The following is an 18335-nucleotide window of genomic DNA, read 5'->3' on the forward strand; positions in this document are numbered from 1 at the left end:
CCATATGGCAGCAATCGCTTACCCTGCTCAGGAGCTGGCGGAAGGAAGTCTTGCCTTTTAAAAAGACTCCTTTACAGCTAATCAATTTCTGTTACAGTATTCTGAAACTTCATTAGTACGTACCCGAAAGCTGAACTTATCCGTTTTTCACCGATTGATTCTGCCCGTTCGCCGAAAATACAGATCGTTTTATAGGATTATAACTGACCTTTACATCAGGAAAAAAGCAATAATGCCAACTAAAATCTTATTATTATGAAAACAAAAATCGGAATTACAGAAAAAAATACAGAAGCTGTTGCAGAACAATTAGCAAAATTATTAGCAGACGAAACGCTTCTTTACATCAAAACAAGAAACGCTCACTGGAATGTAACCGGAGACAACTTCCACGCCAACCACATTTTCTTTGAGGAACAATACAGACAACTGGATGGAATGATTGACAGCGTTGCTGAACGCATGCGTAAAATCGGACATTATGCACCGGCAACTATGAAAATCTACCTGGAACTGACTCATTTAACGGAGTACAGCGAAAGAACAAATGACGGGCTCGGATACATGAAAGATTTATTAAGTGATCATGAAAGCATCATCGAATTCCTTCGGGGAAATATCACTCCATTTGCTGAAACTTATAAAGATTACGGCACCAGCGATTTTATTACAGGTCTGATGGAAACCCATGAAGAAATGGCATGGATGATCCGCTCTTATTTCAGATAACACAAAATAAAAAAGTTATAATTATATTTGTGTAAATCATAAACAACTATACCAATGAAAGCCTTAATCGTTGATGATAATGATATTGCAAGAACAACATTAGCACACCTCGCCAAACAGGTTCCAGATCTTTCCATTGTCAGCGAGTTTTCCAATGCCATAGAAGCTTATCATTATCTTCAGTCCAATTCCATCGATCTGATATTTCTCGATATAGAAATGCCGGAAATGACAGGGATTGAGCTTACGAAAACGCTTTCTGGTAAAGATACTATCATCATTTTCACCACCTCAAAAAAGGAATATGCGCTGGAAGCCTTTGAGCTTAATATTGCAGATTATCTTCTGAAGCCAATTATGCCGGTAAGATTTCTGCAGGCAGTAAGCAAGGCACAAACTATTCTTGAAAGCAGAAAAGAAAATGTAGAAATCACAAGGGATGAGTTTCTTTTCGTGAGGGACTCCAATATTACTAGGCGTTTAAAGCTGGATGATATTTTCTATGCGGAAGCCATGGGTGACTATGTAAAGTTTTATACCAAAGAAAAGATGTTTGCCATTCACGGTAAAATGAAAACAGCAGAAGAACGTCTTCCTAAGGATCATTTTATAAGAGTTCACCGCTCCTATATTGTTTCTGTCGGTAAAATTGACACCCTTCAGGATGGAGGTATTATGATCAACGGTAAATTCATTCCTGTGGCAGACGCATACAGGAAAGCTCTCAATATACGAATGAATGTCTTTTAGCCGTTACTGGCCATCAGAAATTCGATTCCTTTTTTGATCTCAATTCCCGAACATTTGAAGGTTAATCAACCTTTATCGGTATTTTATTTTAAATCAGACCGTTAATTATGAAAAATAGATCTTCAGTAATGGATAACAAACGATTCAGCTATTTTATTATCCTGACCTTTATTTCGGGCTCACTCCTATTGATAGCTGTTCAGCTCAATTCTGCAGGAAATACCAAGGCACTGATTCAGAATAACAATACCTTGCTGAGCGAATTGCGTTCAAGCAATCATTTACGGGAGATTGATCGTGATATTCTTGGAGTGGAAAGCAGAATCAGAGCTTCTATTGCAACGAATGATACCACCCACCTTGAAGGCATTGACAAAAAAATCAGCCAGATTGAAAATTTTCTGGATTCTCTTTCCAAAGACAATGTAAACGCTGAAGAAGAAAAGCTGATCCACAGGTTAAGTGTTCTTGCCATGGAAAAGAAAACAACCAAAGATAAACTCCTGCACCGTTATCTTTCTGTTGGAAACATGGACGATAATACCTCCATTGCCAATCCGCGTGCGAGAAAAATTTCTAATGAAATCACCAGCATTACGGCTAAAATATATGAAAGCAGAAAACTGAATATGGTTGAACTCAGCCAGAAAAGTGAAGAAATGGGACAAAAAGCAAGATTCTACGACATCTCATTGCTGATCTTACTTATACTGAGCGGTTCTGTTGTTGGATATCACATCCTCAGACAGTTTAAACGCCAGAGGTTACTCATAAACGAACTTGATATTGCGGAGAAAAAAGCATTGGTGGCGGCACAAACCAAAGAAAATTTCCTTGCCAATATGAGCCATGAAATCAGAACTCCTTTAAGCGGAATTCTCGGTTTCACCAATTTACTTCAGAAGCGCCCGCTGGATGAAACTTCAGCAGAATTTGTCTCTTCAATACAACGTTCCGGAGAAAACCTGATGTCCATCATCAATGACATTCTTGATTTATCTAAAATAGAAGCCGGAATGATGCGCATTACCCCTGGAATCTTCAGTATCAACGGGTTGGTCAATTCCGTAGAAACATTTTTTACTGAACGGGCCAGAGAGAAAGGTCTTACCCTCTCAAGTACAATTGATCCTTCCATTCCCGACACTTTGGTGGGAGATGCCACAAGACTGACCCAGATTTTAGTCAACCTCATCGGAAACGCGATAAAATTTACCCACCAGGGAAATATTGCTGTTGAAATCTACAGTAAACAGCAAACGGAGAAGGAAGCCGTTCTGGGATTTAAGATTTCAGATACAGGAATTGGAATTGACAAAGAAAAGCTCACCGAAATCTTCGAAAGATTCAACCAGGGAGAAGATTCAACCACAAGAAATTACGGAGGAACAGGATTGGGCTTATCCATCGTGAAAAGCTTAATCATACTGCAGAACGGAAACATAGAAGTGAGCAGTGAACAAGGCAAAGGAACTACATTTCACTTCTACATTCCTTACGGAATTGCTGAAGAACAGCTTACAGTACTTCCAGCTGTTGATCCTCAATATTTTAAAGATAAATCCAACACGCCCCTGAAGGTTCTGGTGGTTGATGATAATGTCATTAATCAAAGCCTGATGAAACATCTTCTTTCTCAATGGAATATTAATTTTCATATTGCATCGAACGGCCTTGAAGCAGTAAGCTATCTCAAAAACAATGCGTGTGACCTGGTCTTAATGGATATACAAATGCCGAAAATGGACGGATATGCAGCTACGCAGAAAATGCGGGAAGAACTCAGACTGGATATTCCGGTCATCGCAATGACCGCCCATGCGCTGGCAGGAGAAAGAGAAAGATGCCTGAGCCGTGGGATGAATGAATATATTCCTAAACCTGTTAATGAAGAAGAGTTGTTTATGCTGATTTCGAAACTCGGGTTTAAAGAAAAGAATAAAAACGAAAAGAAAACCGAAAATCCATCTTCAGGTTATCAATATATTGATCTCACTTATATGCAGACGGTAAGCGGTGGCGACAAAAGCTTCGAACAAATGGTTACCCAACAGTTTATTGAAAACATTCCCAATCATATACAGAAACTGACAACGGCTTACGAAAACAAAGATTTTCAGGAGGTAAAACTGTGGGCTCACGATCTGAAATCCAGCATTACCATCATGGGATTACATCCTCTGTTAAAGGAAAAAATTGATATTCTTGAAACAGCATCAGCAGAAAGCTCTGATCTCCAAAAAATACTGGCAGAAGTACAGAACGTTTTGCTGGAAGCCGTTTCTGAAGCTGAAGCATTTTCAAAAACAATTTAAAAATAAGAAAAAATGAATTTATTTTCACCCATACACATTCGCAGTCTTACATTAAAGAACAGGATTGCATTATCTCCTATGCAGCAATACAGTGCAAAAAACGGAGTTCCAAGCAACTGGCATCTCGTTCACCTCGGAAGCCGTGCTGTTGGTGGCGCGGGATTGATCCTTACCGAATGTACAGCCGTTTCAGAAGAAGGTCTGGCTACATTATCCGATGTTGGAATCTGGAACGAAGAACAGAAAGATGCATGGAGTAACATCGTGAATTTTGTACATGAACAGGATGCAAAAATAGGAATTCAGTTGTGGCATGCAGGGGGAAAAGGAAGCCTTAAGCACCCGAATGAAAGAATGAAGCCTCTCACTCCGGAAGAAGGTGCCTGGGCTGTAAAATCATCCTCTGCTCATGAGTTCAATGGAGTTTTTGCGGAAGAACTCACGATGGATGAGATCCGAGAAGTACAAACAAAATTTGTTAAAGCAGCCCTTCGTGCTGTTGAAGCAGGTTTTGATATCATAGAACTTCATGCGGCACATGGTTACCTATTCCATCAGTTTTATTCCGCAGTGATCAATAAAAGACAGGATGAATATGGCGGAAGTTTTGAAAACAGAATCCGTTTTCTTGTGGAAACAGTCCAGGAAATCAGGAAAACTATTCCTGCTGAAATGCCTCTTTTCGTAAGAATTTCTTCTACTGATTATATAGAAACAGAGGAAGCCTGGACTCTGGAAGACAGTATCAGACTTTCGGAAATCCTTAAAGAAAAAGGTGTAGATTTCATTACGGCATCCGGCGGCGGATTTACCAATGTAAGCAAGGATAAGGTATTTCCGGGATATCAGGTTCCTTTTGCAAAAACGATTAAAGAGCAAACCGGGATTTTAACAGGAGCTGTCGGAATGATTACGGAAGCAGAACAGGCCAATGATATTATTGCCAATGGAGATGCAGATCTGGTGATTATCGCCCGGGAACATCTTAGAGATCCTTATTTTGCGATTCATTCAGCCAGAACATTAGGGGTTGAAACAGAGATTCCGTGGCAGTATAAAAGGGCCTATTAAATTAACCAATAAAAAATCAGTTATGGAAAATCAAGGTGCCTCCGTAGTGATTACCCATCATATTCTGAATGGAAAACAATCACAGTATGAAAAATGGCTGGACGAAATTGTACCTGTTACTAAACATTCTGAAGGCTTTATTGATCTTCAGATTATTCGTCCGATTCCTGATCTGACTTTTGTGTACACTGTCATTATCCGTTTTGATACCATTAACCATCTTAAAAGCTGGATGGAGTCAGATAACCGGAAAAAACTTATTGAGAAAGCCAATCCACTGTTCAGAAAAAATGACCACTACCAGATCAGATCCGGGTTGGATTTTCTTTTTACTATAGAACATGAAGGGAATAAAGTTCCGGTACGCTGGAAACAGTTTCTGGCCACCTGGTCAGCCATTTATCCGCTGTCCGTACTTATTCCTGCTTTGGTAATTCCTTTTTTACGGTTTTTACATATTCCGGCCAATCATTACTCTGATGGATTCATCAATTCGGGAATCATTGTTTTTCTGATTGTATTTATCGTAATGCCCAATTATACCAGACTGATCAAAAAATGGCTGTATAAATAACCACATTTAAAAATTAACCACTATCAATCACTGTAATCCACAGTGATTTTTTGTTTTCAGGAACGTTCGCCCTGTTACTATTTAAACATCACCAGCTTATTCAACGACACTTTCCGCCTGTTTACCGAACAGCAGTCAAAATTAAAATGACCGGGTTATAGCTTTACATCATCAATAAGATAAACAATCAAAAATAAATTATTATGGAAATCTTACAAAATCCCGAAAACGCACTATCTCATTCAAGCGTAAACGCCATCATCAATGCACCCATTGAAAAAGTAAATATTGCAGACTGGCTGCTTAATCTGCCGGACGCCGAATACCAACGCTGCTCTACCCAGCATATCGGAGCTGCTATTTCTGTTACTTTCGATGGCAAACCAGTCTCTTTAAATGTGGAAACTATTGGGGATGCACTGATGGTTCAGCATTATGTTGCAGATGTTCACCGTCCTGATTACTGCCGCATGCTTTCTATATCTGATTCAATTACAAAAAACGGACGTACAAAAGTTCAGGTCTTATGGGAACTGAAGGTGACAAAGATTGATAAAAATACCTGTCTTTACACCAATGAAATTCATGCGACAGCCACACCTGAAATGTTTGAGTATCTGAAAGAACACGGGATCAACCTTGCAGATGCTGCTGCATCCAGACAAACAGCTTCTGATGCTCATAATCATGAGGAAACTCCAAACTTTGCAAAAAGTATTGAAAATAAAGCACTGACAGGTCAATATAACCAGCCTTTTTAAAAAGAGCCAAACCCTCTATATCTTCAACGACTCATTTTGCCTTTTCACCGAATGACATCAAGAAAAAGTAAAATTCAGGAGTAGCTTTACAATAGCAAAACAAAGAGAATTAATCACAAAAAAAATAATACTATGAATCCATCATCATTAAGTTTCAGATACGAATTAGAAAAAAAAGAACCGCGTACCAATGACGGCGGTACAACAAGAGGTGCTTCCGTAAAAGAATTCCCTGCTTCTGTAGGTATTGCCGGAGTTTCCATGAGATTACAGCCCGGAAGTATGAGAGAGCTTCACTGGCATGCCAATGCCGCAGAATGGGCTTATGTGATTTCGGGAACGGCACGTACAACCATTATTCATCCGGACGGACAGAGTTATACCGATAATTTTGAACCCGGCGATGTGTGGTATTTTCCGAAAGGTTATGGGCATTCTATCCAGGCTACCGGAACAGAGGAATGTCATTTCATTCTGATTTTTGACAACGGTAATTTTTCGGAAGACCATACCTTCAGCGTTACAGATTTTGTGGCAAGTATGCCTCCTGAAGTTGTTGCCCAAAATTTAGAACTGAGCCTTGAAGAAGTAGCAGAACTTCCTCAGAAAGAAGTTTACTTTGCAGCAGGAGTTGTTCCGGACGAATTATCTGTGAATGCCACAGCCCGTCCTGAGGAATCAGATATTGAACTGACAAGTCTTCACCGCTATCCTCTGCATTCCCAGCAGCCAAGAATCATTCCCGGTGGAGGGCTGCAGAGACTGGTTACCCGTAAAGAATTTCCTATCAGCACCACAATGGCCGGTTCTGTACTGGAGTTGCAGCCTGGTGCTTTAAGAGAAATGCACTGGCATCCGAATGCGGATGAGTGGCAGTATTTTATATCCGGACAGGCAGAAATGTCTGTATTTCTGGCAGAGGGAGTTTCTGTTACAGAACGGTTCAATGCAGGTGATGTAGGGTATGTGCCTATGGGAGCCGGACATTATATCAAAAATACAGGAGATACAGTCTGTAAAGTGTTGATCGGATTTAATAACGGCACCTACGAATCCATTGATCTCAGCGAATGGCTGGCAGGAAACCCAAAAGATGTGGTCATCACCAATTTTGGACTGAAAGAGGGAGAAATAGAAAAATTTCCGGAAAAGAAAGTATTTATCAAACCTGGAAAATAACTTCTGTGCTTCCGGAAACAAAAATCCTGCTCCCTGACAAGACCGTCAGAACGCAGGAGAAACTGGCAGTATTCCTGGCCTTTATCGCAGGATATACCGATGCTACAGGACTGATACAATGGAAAACCTACGTTTCTTTTATGAGCGGCAATACAACACAGTTAGGAGCAGCAGTTTTCAGTGAAAAATATGATATTATCATCAGTTCTGCCATGGTAATCAGTTTTTTTCTGGCAGGGATTTATACAGGAACTTGCCTATCATTATCAAAGAAGTTCAGAAGCACAAAGATAATCTTCTACACAGTTTCCGGAATCATGATCCTTTATAGTATCACTGATTATTATGAGCATATTACCAATGGAGTGTCCATAGCTGTTATCGGTTTCTCAATGGGTCTTATGAATACCATTGTCACTTCAGTAGGTAACCAGAAGATCAATACCGATTTTGTGACAGGAACTTTAAGCAGCCTGGCAAGAACAGCTGCTCTTTTTGTAATGAGTGATCAGGCAGAGGAGCGGAAGGAATACAAAATAAATCTTTTTCATTTGTTATTCTTATGGATGGGCTTTCTCTCTGTGCTTCAGCTGCTCCTTTCCTGATCTTTTATTCAGGAAACTGGACACTGATCTTTCCGGCAGCCTTACTCCTCATCTGTGCATTAACAATACCAATTCCAACATTTAAAAACTAATCCTATGCTAGAAAAAAATACGGTTGCCCCTGATTTTACATTATTTGCAACCCCAGATCAGAAAATTACCTTATCCGAATTCAGAGGACGAAACGTTATCCTTGCATTTTATCCGGCAGACTGGAGCCCGGTGTGTAGTGACCAGATGGCATTATACAACGAAATGCTAAAGTATTTCAAAAAATATGATGCAGAGATTTTCGGGATTTCCGTAGACAGCAAATGGTGTCACCTTGCATTTTCACAATCAAGAAACCTGCACTTTCCGCTGCTTGCAGATTTTGAAGCCAAAGGAGAAACAGCCAAGAAATATGGTGTTTACAATGACGAAGAAGGAGAATGCAACAGAGCCCTTTTTGTCATCAATAAAGACGGCATCATCGAATGGAGCTACCTCTCACCCACCGCCATCAACCCCGGAGCAGACGGAATTTTGGAAGCATTGGAAAACCTTAATACAAAATAATTATGTCACTAAAACCATCAGTCAGTAATGCTGACCACACTCAGGGCAACTCAAATGCCAGCTTAGTCATTGTAGAATATGGAGATTATCAATGTCCTTTCTGCGGAGCTGCCTATCCGGTTCTTAAAGGGTTAATGAAAGAATTCGGAGATCAGATCAGATTTGTATTCAGAAATTTCCCGCTGTCAGAAATGCATCAGTATGCAAGACAGGCGGCTCTGGCAGCAGAAGCGGCAGCTTTGCAGGGAAAATTCTGGGAAATGCACGATGCCATTTATGAAAATCAGGAATTCCTGAATGACAGTCTCCCGTTAAAACTTGCAGAAAAACTGGATTTAAATATCCCTCAGTTCAAAGCGGATATCCATAAACAGGAATTAGCAGAAAAAGTAGATACAGACTTTGAAAGCGGTATCGTCAGCGGAGTGAACGGAACTCCTTCTTTTTTCATTAACGGAAACAAGTTCAACGGCGGTGCCGAAGACCTTATTCAGCTGGTACGTGAAAATACTGCCTATTAATCAGAAAAATATGTAAACAAAATCAATCATAACATTAAAAATAAACAACATGAGCACACTAACATTAAAAGACGGAACAGAAATTTTTTACAAAGACCAGGGAGAAGGACCTGTACTGATGTTTCACCACGGATGGCCATTGTCCTCAGACGATTGGGATGCACAGGTGATTTTCTTCCTGCAGAAAGGTTACAGAGTGGTTACCCACGACAGAAGAGGTCACGGACGTTCCAGCCAGAATATCTACAATCATACTATTGAGCAATACGCTTCTGATGCTGCAGAATTGGTTGAATTTTTAGATCTGAAGGATGTTGTACACATCGGTCACTCCACAGGCGGTGGTGAAGTGATCCGTTATGTTAACAAATATGCAAACGGAAGAGCTAAGAAAGCGGTTCTAATCAGCGCCATTCCACCGGTAATGGTTAAGAGTGAGAACAATCCTGACGGCGTTCCTATGGAAGTTTTCGACAATATCAGAGAACAGACCTTAAACAACAGAAACCAGTTTTACTATGATCTGACTTTCCCTTTCTATGGCTACAACAGAGAAGGCGCCAATATAAAAGACGGTGTTCAGAGAAACTGGTGGAGACAGGGACTGATGGGCGGAATTGTCGCACATTATGATGGAATCAAAGCCTTTTCAGAAACAGATTTAACTGAAGATCTTAAAGCTGTGGATATTCCTGTTTTGGTGATGCATGGTGAAGATGACCAAATCGTTCCTATTGCCAATGCGGCATTAAAATCAATTAAATTATTAAAGAACGGAAAGCTGATCACGTATCCTGGCTTTCCGCATGGTATGCCAACAACGGAACACCCTACCATTAATAAAGATCTGTTAGAATTTATCAGATCATAAGTACCAATTCTTTTCTAAACAACAAAGATGAACCTTTCAAGGGTTCATCTTTTTATTATTCAGCATGGCATAATACATTGAAAAGTGATTCTTATTCAGTTTTTATTTTCGAAAGGTCAATCCCTAGTTTTGTAAATTCCTCTGTTCCTTTATCTGTAATGTAATATTGCCGTTCGGCAGGATTATCCTTGGCAATCCAGCCCTTCTCTACAAATTGTTCCAGCAGAAGCTGCCCTAATTTCCCTCCAATATGCTCATAGCAGGGTTTGGCGGGTTTTCTTGCGGTTGACTTGTTCATATCCTTATATTTAATAGTGTTTCTGGTAGTATAGTTTTAGGAAATATCAATTCAAATGCAGATAATCCTTAATGGTTTTCAGAACCCCGAAGCTGTCATTGGTACATGCTTCAAAATTAGCGACTTCTTTTACATTCGGGTGGGCATTTTTCATGGCGTAAGAATATTTGGCATTCTTCAGCATTTCTATATCATTCATATAATCCCCGAAAGCCATTGTATTTTCAGGAGAAATGTTTAACGATTTCTGAAGGATTTTCAGAGCGTTTCCTTTATTGATATCCTTATTCATCACATCCAGCCAGTGCGCTCCTGAAACAACTATTTCCAGACCAAATTCTTCAAATCTTTTAAGAGCCGGATACAGGTATTTTTCTGAACCATCAGCATGATAGACTGCTATTTTAAAAGCTGTATCATCAACTTTTTTCGTAAGATCATCTGTTTTCATATTTTCGGTATAATACTTTGAGAAAAAATCTACAAACTGCTGATCTTCGGTTTCATAATAAGCCATTTTTTTAGCGGATAATACAGCTTTGGCACCTGGTATTTCACGAACAGCTTTGATGATCTCAACAATATATTTGTATTCCAGCGTATCGGCAAAAAGCTCCTGATCTTTATAGATAACATACCCTCCGTTTTCGGCAATAAAACCAATCTCACTTTCTATTTCTCCGAAGTAATGGGTAATTCCCGGCATCTGTCTTCCGCTTGCGGGTACAAATACAATATTTCTTTTTTTCAGTTCTTTATAAACTTCTGAAAACTCAGGGCTCATTTCATGGCTGGAGTTGAGAAACGTTCCATCCATGTCCGTCACAATTAATTTAATCTGTTCCATAATTTTATTGGGAAAAGCGAAATTCTGTACCTGGCAGAATCATAATTTGCTTATTCTTTTCAAAGATATTGATTTATTATTTTTTCTTGTAATGAATGGTGGAAAGGTTTCTTAATATTGCGGCACTTTGTTCCGGGGTGATATCCCGTTGAGGCTCAGCCAGCATTTCGTATCCTACCATAAATTTTTTAACTTCCGCACTTCTGAGAAGTGGAGGATAAAAATGCATATGAAAATGCCATTCCGGATGTTCTTTTCCATCTGTTGGCGATTGGTGAATCCCCGCAGAATAAGGAAATGAGGTTTCAAAAAGGTTGTCATATATCGTAGTCAAATCCTTGAGCACAGCGGCAAAAGATTCTTTTTCCTCTTCAGAAAATTCCGCAATATTTTCTCTTTTCTGTTTGCTGATAATCATTGTTTCGTAAGGCCACGACGCCCAAAACGGTACCAATGCGGCAAAGCATTCATTTTCTATGACAATGCGCTCACCAGCCGTCATTTCCTGCTCAAGATAATCTTCCAATAATGTTCTTTTATTTTTTTCAAAATAAGATTTCAGCTGATCCTGGGTTTTCTGAACCATTGCCGGAACGGACGACTGTGCCCATATCTGGCCGTGCGGATGTGGGTTGCTGCAGCCCATAATGCTTCCTTTATTTTCAAAAATCTGCACATAATTGATATGGTCCAGAGCAGCCAGTTCATTGAACTGCTCCTGCCATACATCCACCACATTTCTGATGTGTTCCACAGGCATTTCCGGCAAGGTAAGGCTGTGATTTTCAGAAAAACAAACTACCCTGTTGATCCCGCGTTCCGGAAAAAGGGTGAAAAATCCGGAATGATTTTCAGAAAACTCAACTTCTTCATTCAGTAATGCTCCAAAGTCATTGTTAAAGACATAGGTTCCTTTATATTCAGGGTTTCGGTCTCCGTTAGCACGAATATTTCCTGAACAGAGATAGCAGTCCCGGTCATATTCAGGACGGTTTTCTTCTGCTGTTTCTTCTCTCTGCCCCTGCCATGGTCTGTTTGCCCGCTGTGGGGAAACCAGTATCCATTCGTCCAAAAGAGGATTGTATCTTCTGTGGGGATGTTTTTTACGGTCAAATGATGTATTCATTGGTGTATTCCTTTATCCCATCTGAAATTTTAACCTGATAAACTTTCATTTGGATATTAAAACTTTCCTGATATCTTTTACTGATATTTTTAATTACTTCCTCAGCTTTATCTTCCTGAATAAGGTTGATGCTGCAGCCTCCGAAACCGCCTCCCATGATTCTTGCTCCCAGCACCCCTTCCTGCTGTAATGTATTGTCCACCAAAAAGTCAAGTTCATTGCAGCTGACTTCAAATTCAGTGGACAGCCCGGCATGGGTCTCTGTGAGAAGTGTTCCCACATATTCAATATTTCCTTCCGAAATTGCTTTGGCCGCCATTTCTACCCGTTTAATCTCATTCAGTAAGTAAAGACATCTTTTGTATGAAACATTTCCCATCTCCTCTTTTACACTGTTAAGCATAGTTGTAGTAAAATCCCGGAACTTCTCTACTTCGGGGAATTTTTCCCATAAAACTTTTTTTCCATGCTCAACGTCTTTACGCCTTTCATTATAGCCTGATGTAAGATGAGTATGCTTCACGCAGCTGTCGAAAAGCAAAAGGCTGTATCCCTTAAGATCAGCATCAAAATATTGATGTTCCAGAGTATGACAGTCGAGCATAATGACCTTATTTTCCTTTCCGAAAACGGAGGCAAACTGATCCATAATTCCGCACTGAACCCCTGCAAAAGTATGTTCGGATTTTTGCCCGATCACTGCAATCTCTTTTTTTGATAACTGAAGATCAAAAAGCTCATTAAGGATATACGCAAAACCGCATTCAAGGGCTGCCGAAGAAGAAAGTCCGGATCCCATCGGGATGGTACTGCTGAAAACAATTTCCATTCCGCAAAATTGATTTCCCGGCTTCTGCAACTGGCTGAAAACGCCCAGAATATAGTTTGCCCACATTTGCCGTACCGGTTTTATTTCTGTTGTGACATCAAATGTATATTCTTCTCCGAGATCCTTGGCTATGATGGTACAAAGGTTTGTCTGGGGGAGTTTACGGACAGCAAAACAGATGTATTTGTCTATGGCAGCAGGAAGTACAAATCCATCGCTATAGTCTACATGCTCTCCGATAATATTAATTCTGCCGGGAGAAAGGAAAATGTGTTCAGGCTCTTCTTTGAATTCGGCTCTAAACTTTTCTAGGGTTGGGTTAATTAACTGTTCATGCATATCAATCTTATCTGATCAAACAGATCATGGTGATCTTAAGTATAAACTGCTGAATTTATAACAGAGAAATTATACTTTTTATAAATACTGTTTATAAGTGTTGAATATACACATATATTTTAACATATTCCAACATAGTGATTGATTTTAAAGCCCGAATGTAAATTACTCTATAAAATAGTTGAATTCTTTTCTGTACTGAGAAGGACTTTTTTGGATATATTCTTTGAAAGTCCTGTTAAAATAGCTGAAGTTATTAAACCCGGATTCAAAACTGACCTCAGTAATGCTCAAAGGTTGTTCTGCCAGAAGCTTGAGGGCATGGGTAATCCTATATTCGTTGACAAACTGTGTAAAGGTCTTGTTGGTAATTTTTTTAAAGTAGCGACAAAAAGACGGTACTTTCATATTGGCAAGATCAGCCATCTCTTCGAGGGTTATGGCTTCTTTGAAGTGATCTTTAACGTAATTGAATATAAGATTGATTCTATCATTGTCTTCAATCTGTGTCTGAAGATAATATTTCCCTGCATTTAAAATCCTGTAATCCTGTGTAACAGACAGTTCATCCAAAATTTTCAGAAATCTGCACAGTTTGTCCAGTGAGGAAGTTTCATGCATCTCAGTAATCTCATTCCCGATTCTTTTCTTCACCTCTTCCCCGAACACGATTCCTGCTTTTGATTTTTCAAGCAGCGCTGAAATTCTTTGCATCTCCGGAATATTCCAGATAGGTTCTCCTAAAAAATCAGGCTTAAACTGGATCACCATTTCATACTCATTATGGGTACTTTCATTGGTCAGTCCGCAATGCGGAAGATTGCTTCCTATCAGTGCAAGATCTCCTTCTGAAAAATAAGTGATACTGCTTCCGATCTGTCTTTTCCCGGAACCTTTACATACAAAAATCAACTCAATCTCAGGATGGTAATGCCAGACATGTGATTTTATATTCTCATTAGTCAGAAATTTAAGGCTGGTAAAACTGCTTCCTATAGTAGGTCTTACCGCCTCAAAAGAAGGATTTACATGTTTCATAAGCCAAATACAAATAATTTCATATGCAAAATTAACAAATAATACAGTAATATCATTAAACAAGGTTAATATAGTACATCAATATGAAAATTTAATTATAGCCTGAGAATTATTGCTGCCATAGCTTTGCAATAATAATCCTAAAAACCTTAACCCATGAGCACATTATTAAAAGCCGTATTTTTTACAGGAGCTTTATTGGTTTCAGCAAATGTAATGAGTAAGGACAGAGATTTTTCCCTTTCCTTTGGAAACGTACAAGACAAAACCTTGAATTTTGAGCTTTCAAATGCTAAAAGTGTTTCTGTTTTTGTTTATAACACTGCACATGACGAACTATTTTTCGAAAATCTTGCAGATGGAGATCATGTGATCAGGACTTATGACTTCCAGAACTTTACGCCTGGAACGTATTATCTGGTAGCAGAATCAGAAGCAAAGATTGAAAAATACAAGATAAAAATTAATGCTGAGAATGTAATGGAGGTGGAAAAAACACCTGTGAACGCTGTGCATAAGCCTGAATATAAGATTTCCGGTCATATGGCCCAGCTTCACATGTCTGATGTAAAAGGACCTGTAAGCATTTCAGTATATGACCTTTCCAATACAACATATTATACTTCTAATAAAAAATATGCTGACGGCAAAGTGGATATCACTTTTGATCTTGATCCTAAAACAGCAGATCAGTATATCATTCAGGTTGAAGAAAACGGAAATGTTTTTAATAAGATAATTTCTCTCCGATAAAACGGAATATATAAAGATAGATTGACATATCGATCATTCCAAATTATTTTGGATTAAAATTTTACTTACAGTTTATTGTTTTGAGGCAGCTCCATTTCCTAACAGAAAAAGAGCTGCCTCATTTTTTAATTGTGATGGCCCATGTTCAGTTTAATCTTTTTCAGATCTTCCAGTTCGTGAACAGGACGTTCTATATCATAAGGAATAGGTTTTTGGGAAAAAGTCTGGAAATACAGCAGGCAGGCATCTTTCCACCATACCGCATCTTTTGACTGAATTCTGAGCCTTGACTGAACATCAGAAAATCGCTCTTTGTCTAAGTAAGGTTCCATTCTATCCCAAATTTTCTGATAATCCCTTACTTTTTTCACCCCTGAATCATACGTATAGCACAGCTCATCCCATAGGTTTTTTCCATCTTTCATTGTATAATCCCACGGAACATGATGAAACCAAAGAATAAGATTCTCCGGACAGGTTGAGATATTCCCGTATCTTTCATTCAGTGGTGGAAAATACTGTGAAACAGCATTACTTCCTGTTTTTGTCCTGTCAAAACCTAACCCTTCAGCATCAGCCTGATGGTAATAGACTGGTGACCAGTCCGGTCTTCCGCCTTTATAATCTCCCCATGGTTCAGGGCCGTAGTGATGACCTCCTGCAAAGATATGATGCAGTCCTAAAGGCATCATGTAATCCACAGCGGTTTCTCTGGAAGAAAGCATCATTTCTTTTACCGGATTCAGGAAGTTATGATCGTCTGTGAAGGTCATTTTAATCCATTCATCTGCAATCTGCTCTGAACTCAGCTCGTGATTCCATGCTAATCTGCCGAATGCATACCAGTTGGCCTGTGCAAAATGATGCCCGGTCCAGTTGGTATCTTCCCCGACATTGGCAACGGCTGAAATAGCTGAAATTTTTGCAGGTCTTAAGGTGCCGTCTGTAATTTTAGCAATCGTGGATCCCTGTCCGTCAGAATAAGTATCACTATCAAGTGTTTCCTTGAATAAAGGAGCCAGAAAAACAAGATGGTTTGAAAAGCCCAGATATTCCTGGGTGATCTGAAACTCTACCATTTCAGAAGTTTTTCTCAAAGCTCCGAAGAGTGGATTGAATGCTTCGCGCGGCTGGAAATCCACCGGACCGTTTTTGATCTGAATAATTACATTATCCCTGAATTTACCGTCCAGAGGAACAAATTCCTGGTAAGCCTGTTTGGCTCTGTCGTCTTTACTTGGACTGTAGACAAATGCTCTCCACATAACGATTCCGTTGTAAGGCTTCAGGGCATCGGCCATCATATTGGCTCCGTCCGCATGAGTTCTTCCGTAATCCTGAGGGCCAGGCTGGCCTTCGGAGTTGGCTTTCACCAAAAATCCACCGAAATCGGGAATCATCTTGTAAATTTCAGCTGCTTTATCTCTCCACCATTTTTGTACATTTTTGTTTAAAGGGTCTGAATCTGGTAATCCTCCCAGAACTTTCGGCGAAGAGAAATTCACCGAAAGATATACTTTAATGCCGTAAGGTCTGAAAATATCCGCCAGAACTTTTATCTTTTTTAAATAGTCTTCCCTAAGCATATTGGGAGAGGCATTCACATTATTTAAAACAACGGAATTGATCCCCACCGAAGCATTGGCTCTGGCATATTCTTCGTAACGCGGAGAAATTTTGCCCGGCAAATCTTCCCATTTCCAAAATGATCTTCCGGCATAGCCTCTTTCAATACTTCCGTCCAGATTATCCCAATGGTTCAAAACCCTTACATCGTATGAAGGTTTTTCAATAATATTTAAATGAGACAGATCTGCCTTTGTTTGCTGCAATCGTAAAATATGATATACTGCGTACAACAGCCCTATTTCCTTCCCTGCAGAAATAACGATTTTTTCGGACGTGGAAACAATTCTGTAGCCGTCCTTCAGATTTTTGTCTTTGTTTTCTGTACGTAGTTCTACAGTCTGCCCCTGCCAGTGGCTGCTCAGCTCTTTTCCGGCAATATTCAGGGTTGGACTGTTGCCTTTGGAAATAATTTTATCTGCCGATATTCCGTTTTTCGCAGGAAACCGAAGCCAAAGCTGACTCCCGTCCTCAGCAAAAACCAGTAACGGAAATATCAGAAAAAATAGAATGTTGAGTCTCAGATATCGCATTGAAAAATTTTAAATTATTAAAGATGATTATGACTGGTCTTCCAAACCTTCAATCGTCTTGATTTTACCTTCCTGATCATATTCCAGTTCAATCACTTTCATGCTTCTCAGCCATGTTTTACCGCCACTCGGAACGGAATCATGGAAAAACAGATACCATTTTCCTTTGAATTCCACAATGCTGTGATGGGTAGTCCACCCTACCACCGGAGTAAGAATTTTTCCCTGGAAAGTAAATGGTCCGTAAGGATTATCCCCGGTTGCATAGCAAATCAGATGGGTATCTCCGGTAGAATAAGAAAAATAATATGTACCATTGTACTGATGCATCCATGACGCTTCGAAAAAGCGGTGTTTGTCACCATGAAGCATAGGCTTTCCGTTTTCATCAATGAGGACAACGTCTTTAGGAGCTTCCGCAAATTCAAGCATATCATCGCTCAGCAGAGCCACCTTTGAATGGATTGCTGGTTCATCATTTTCAGGAATTACGGCAGATTCAAGTGCTTTATTATCTCTGTATCGCTGCAATTGTCCGCCCCAGATTCCTCCGAAATACATATAATATTTTCCATTATCCTCAAAAATGCAGGGATCGATGCTGTAGCTTCCCATCATCGGATGTTTTTCAGGGATGAAAGGTCCGTAAGGTTTGTCGCTCACAGCAAGACCGATTCTGAAGATATCATTCTGATCTTTCAGGGGAAAATACATATAATATTTCCCATCTTTGAAAGCTACATCGCAATCCCACAGCTGTCTTCCCGCCCATGGAATATCTTTTACTGAAAGAACTACACCATGGTCTTTTATGTCTCCGCTGTCTACATCATCCATTGAGAAGACATGGTAATCATTCATGTCAAAATGGTCTCCGTTATCGTTTTCTTCAATTCCACTTTCGCGGTCGTGAGAAGGATAGATATAGATTTTATTTTCAAAAACATGAACGGAAGGATCTGCCATATAATCTTCCGGGAATAAATATTTTGATTTTTTCATTAAGTAAAAA

The 18335-nt window shown here is 39.6% G+C and carries 19 protein-coding genes; 12 read left to right on the top strand and 7 right to left on the bottom strand.

The features are described from left to right. The first annotated feature begins 255 nt into the window (after positions 1–255). From JOE44_RS05360 to JOE44_RS05410, 11 genes are all read left to right on the top strand, one after another. On the top strand, positions 256–729 hold the full coding sequence (locus JOE44_RS05360; protein WP_209784665.1) for a DNA starvation/stationary phase protection protein: 474 nt from the start codon (positions 256–258) through the stop codon (positions 727–729). Between the two features lie 54 nt (positions 730–783). Further along, positions 784–1479 carry a LytTR family DNA-binding domain-containing protein gene (locus JOE44_RS05365; protein WP_209784666.1) on the top strand — a complete coding sequence of 232 codons (696 nt, stop codon included), beginning with the start codon at positions 784–786 and terminating at the stop codon, positions 1477–1479. A gap of 107 nt (positions 1480–1586) precedes the next feature. Further along, positions 1587–3794, top strand: coding sequence for an ATP-binding protein (locus tag JOE44_RS05370; protein WP_209784667.1), 2208 nt, complete (start codon positions 1587–1589; stop codon positions 3792–3794). A 12-nt stretch (positions 3795–3806) separates the two neighbouring features. Then, positions 3807–4865, top strand: a complete 1059-nt coding sequence (locus tag JOE44_RS05375; RefSeq protein WP_209784668.1) for an NADH:flavin oxidoreductase/NADH oxidase — start codon at positions 3807–3809, stop codon at positions 4863–4865. A 22-nt stretch (positions 4866–4887) separates the two neighbouring features. Continuing rightward, complete coding sequence (locus JOE44_RS05380) at positions 4888–5439, top strand: antibiotic biosynthesis monooxygenase (protein WP_245169714.1); 552 nt, start codon at positions 4888–4890, stop codon at positions 5437–5439. 203 nt (positions 5440–5642) lie between these two features. Then, positions 5643–6200, top strand: coding sequence for a hypothetical protein (locus JOE44_RS05385; protein WP_209784670.1), 558 nt, complete (start codon positions 5643–5645; stop codon positions 6198–6200). Between the two features lie 132 nt (positions 6201–6332). Next, positions 6333–7379 (top strand): cupin domain-containing protein, encoded by a 1047-nt coding sequence (locus JOE44_RS05390; protein WP_209784671.1) that lies wholly within the window; start codon positions 6333–6335, stop codon positions 7377–7379. Between the two features lie 5 nt (positions 7380–7384). Then, positions 7385–7984, top strand: coding sequence for a YoaK family protein (locus JOE44_RS05395; RefSeq protein WP_209784672.1), 600 nt, complete (start codon positions 7385–7387; stop codon positions 7982–7984). Between the two features lie 96 nt (positions 7985–8080). Further along, positions 8081–8542: a redoxin domain-containing protein gene (locus tag JOE44_RS05400; RefSeq protein ID WP_209784673.1), complete on the top strand. Its 462-nt coding sequence runs from the start codon at positions 8081–8083 to the stop codon at positions 8540–8542. A 2-nt stretch (positions 8543–8544) separates the two neighbouring features. Further along, a complete protein-coding gene (locus tag JOE44_RS05405; protein WP_209784674.1) occupies positions 8545–9063 on the top strand; it encodes a thioredoxin domain-containing protein in 519 nt (172 codons plus the stop codon). Between the two features lie 49 nt (positions 9064–9112). Continuing rightward, positions 9113–9934, top strand: a complete 822-nt coding sequence (locus JOE44_RS05410; RefSeq protein WP_209784675.1) for an alpha/beta hydrolase — start codon at positions 9113–9115, stop codon at positions 9932–9934. Between the two features lie 91 nt (positions 9935–10025). On the opposite strand, the gene JOE44_RS05415 is transcribed toward JOE44_RS05410, so the two are convergent. The 5 genes from JOE44_RS05415 to JOE44_RS05435 form a co-directional block, all read right to left on the bottom strand. Next, positions 10026–10232, bottom strand: coding sequence for an ArsR family transcriptional regulator (locus tag JOE44_RS05415; protein ID WP_077416025.1), 207 nt, complete (start codon positions 10230–10232; stop codon positions 10026–10028). A gap of 46 nt (positions 10233–10278) precedes the next feature. Then, complete coding sequence (locus JOE44_RS05420) at positions 10279–11079, bottom strand: HAD family hydrolase (protein WP_209784676.1); 801 nt, start codon at positions 11077–11079, stop codon at positions 10279–10281. Between the two features lie 76 nt (positions 11080–11155). Continuing rightward, complete coding sequence (locus JOE44_RS05425) at positions 11156–12205, bottom strand: UDP-glucose--hexose-1-phosphate uridylyltransferase (RefSeq protein ID WP_209784677.1); 1050 nt, start codon at positions 12203–12205, stop codon at positions 11156–11158. Then, positions 12189–13373, bottom strand: a complete 1185-nt coding sequence (gene galK, locus JOE44_RS05430; RefSeq protein WP_209784678.1) for a galactokinase — start codon at positions 13371–13373, stop codon at positions 12189–12191. Before galK ends, JOE44_RS05425 begins: the two co-directional genes overlap by 17 nt. 165 nt (positions 13374–13538) lie before the next feature. Next, complete coding sequence (locus JOE44_RS05435) at positions 13539–14411, bottom strand: AraC family transcriptional regulator (protein ID WP_209784679.1); 873 nt, start codon at positions 14409–14411, stop codon at positions 13539–13541. A 156-nt stretch (positions 14412–14567) separates the two neighbouring features. Here JOE44_RS05435 and JOE44_RS05440 point away from each other — a divergent pair, with 156 nt between their 5' ends. Beyond that, complete coding sequence (locus JOE44_RS05440) at positions 14568–15164, top strand: hypothetical protein (RefSeq protein WP_209784680.1); 597 nt, start codon at positions 14568–14570, stop codon at positions 15162–15164. Between the two features lie 125 nt (positions 15165–15289). On the opposite strand, the gene JOE44_RS05445 is transcribed toward JOE44_RS05440, so the two are convergent. Continuing rightward, positions 15290–17323 (bottom strand): alpha-glucuronidase, encoded by a 2034-nt coding sequence (locus JOE44_RS05445; RefSeq protein ID WP_209784681.1) that lies wholly within the window; start codon positions 17321–17323, stop codon positions 15290–15292. Positions 17324–17350: 27 nt separating this feature from the next. Further along, a complete protein-coding gene (locus tag JOE44_RS05450) occupies positions 17351–18325 on the bottom strand; it encodes a glycoside hydrolase family 43 protein (protein ID WP_209784682.1) in 975 nt (324 codons plus the stop codon). Positions 18326–18335 lie beyond the last annotated feature (10 nt).

This window comes from Chryseobacterium sp. PvR013, assembly GCF_017833095.1.
Lineage (GTDB): Bacteria > Bacteroidota > Bacteroidia > Flavobacteriales > Weeksellaceae > Chryseobacterium > Chryseobacterium culicis_A.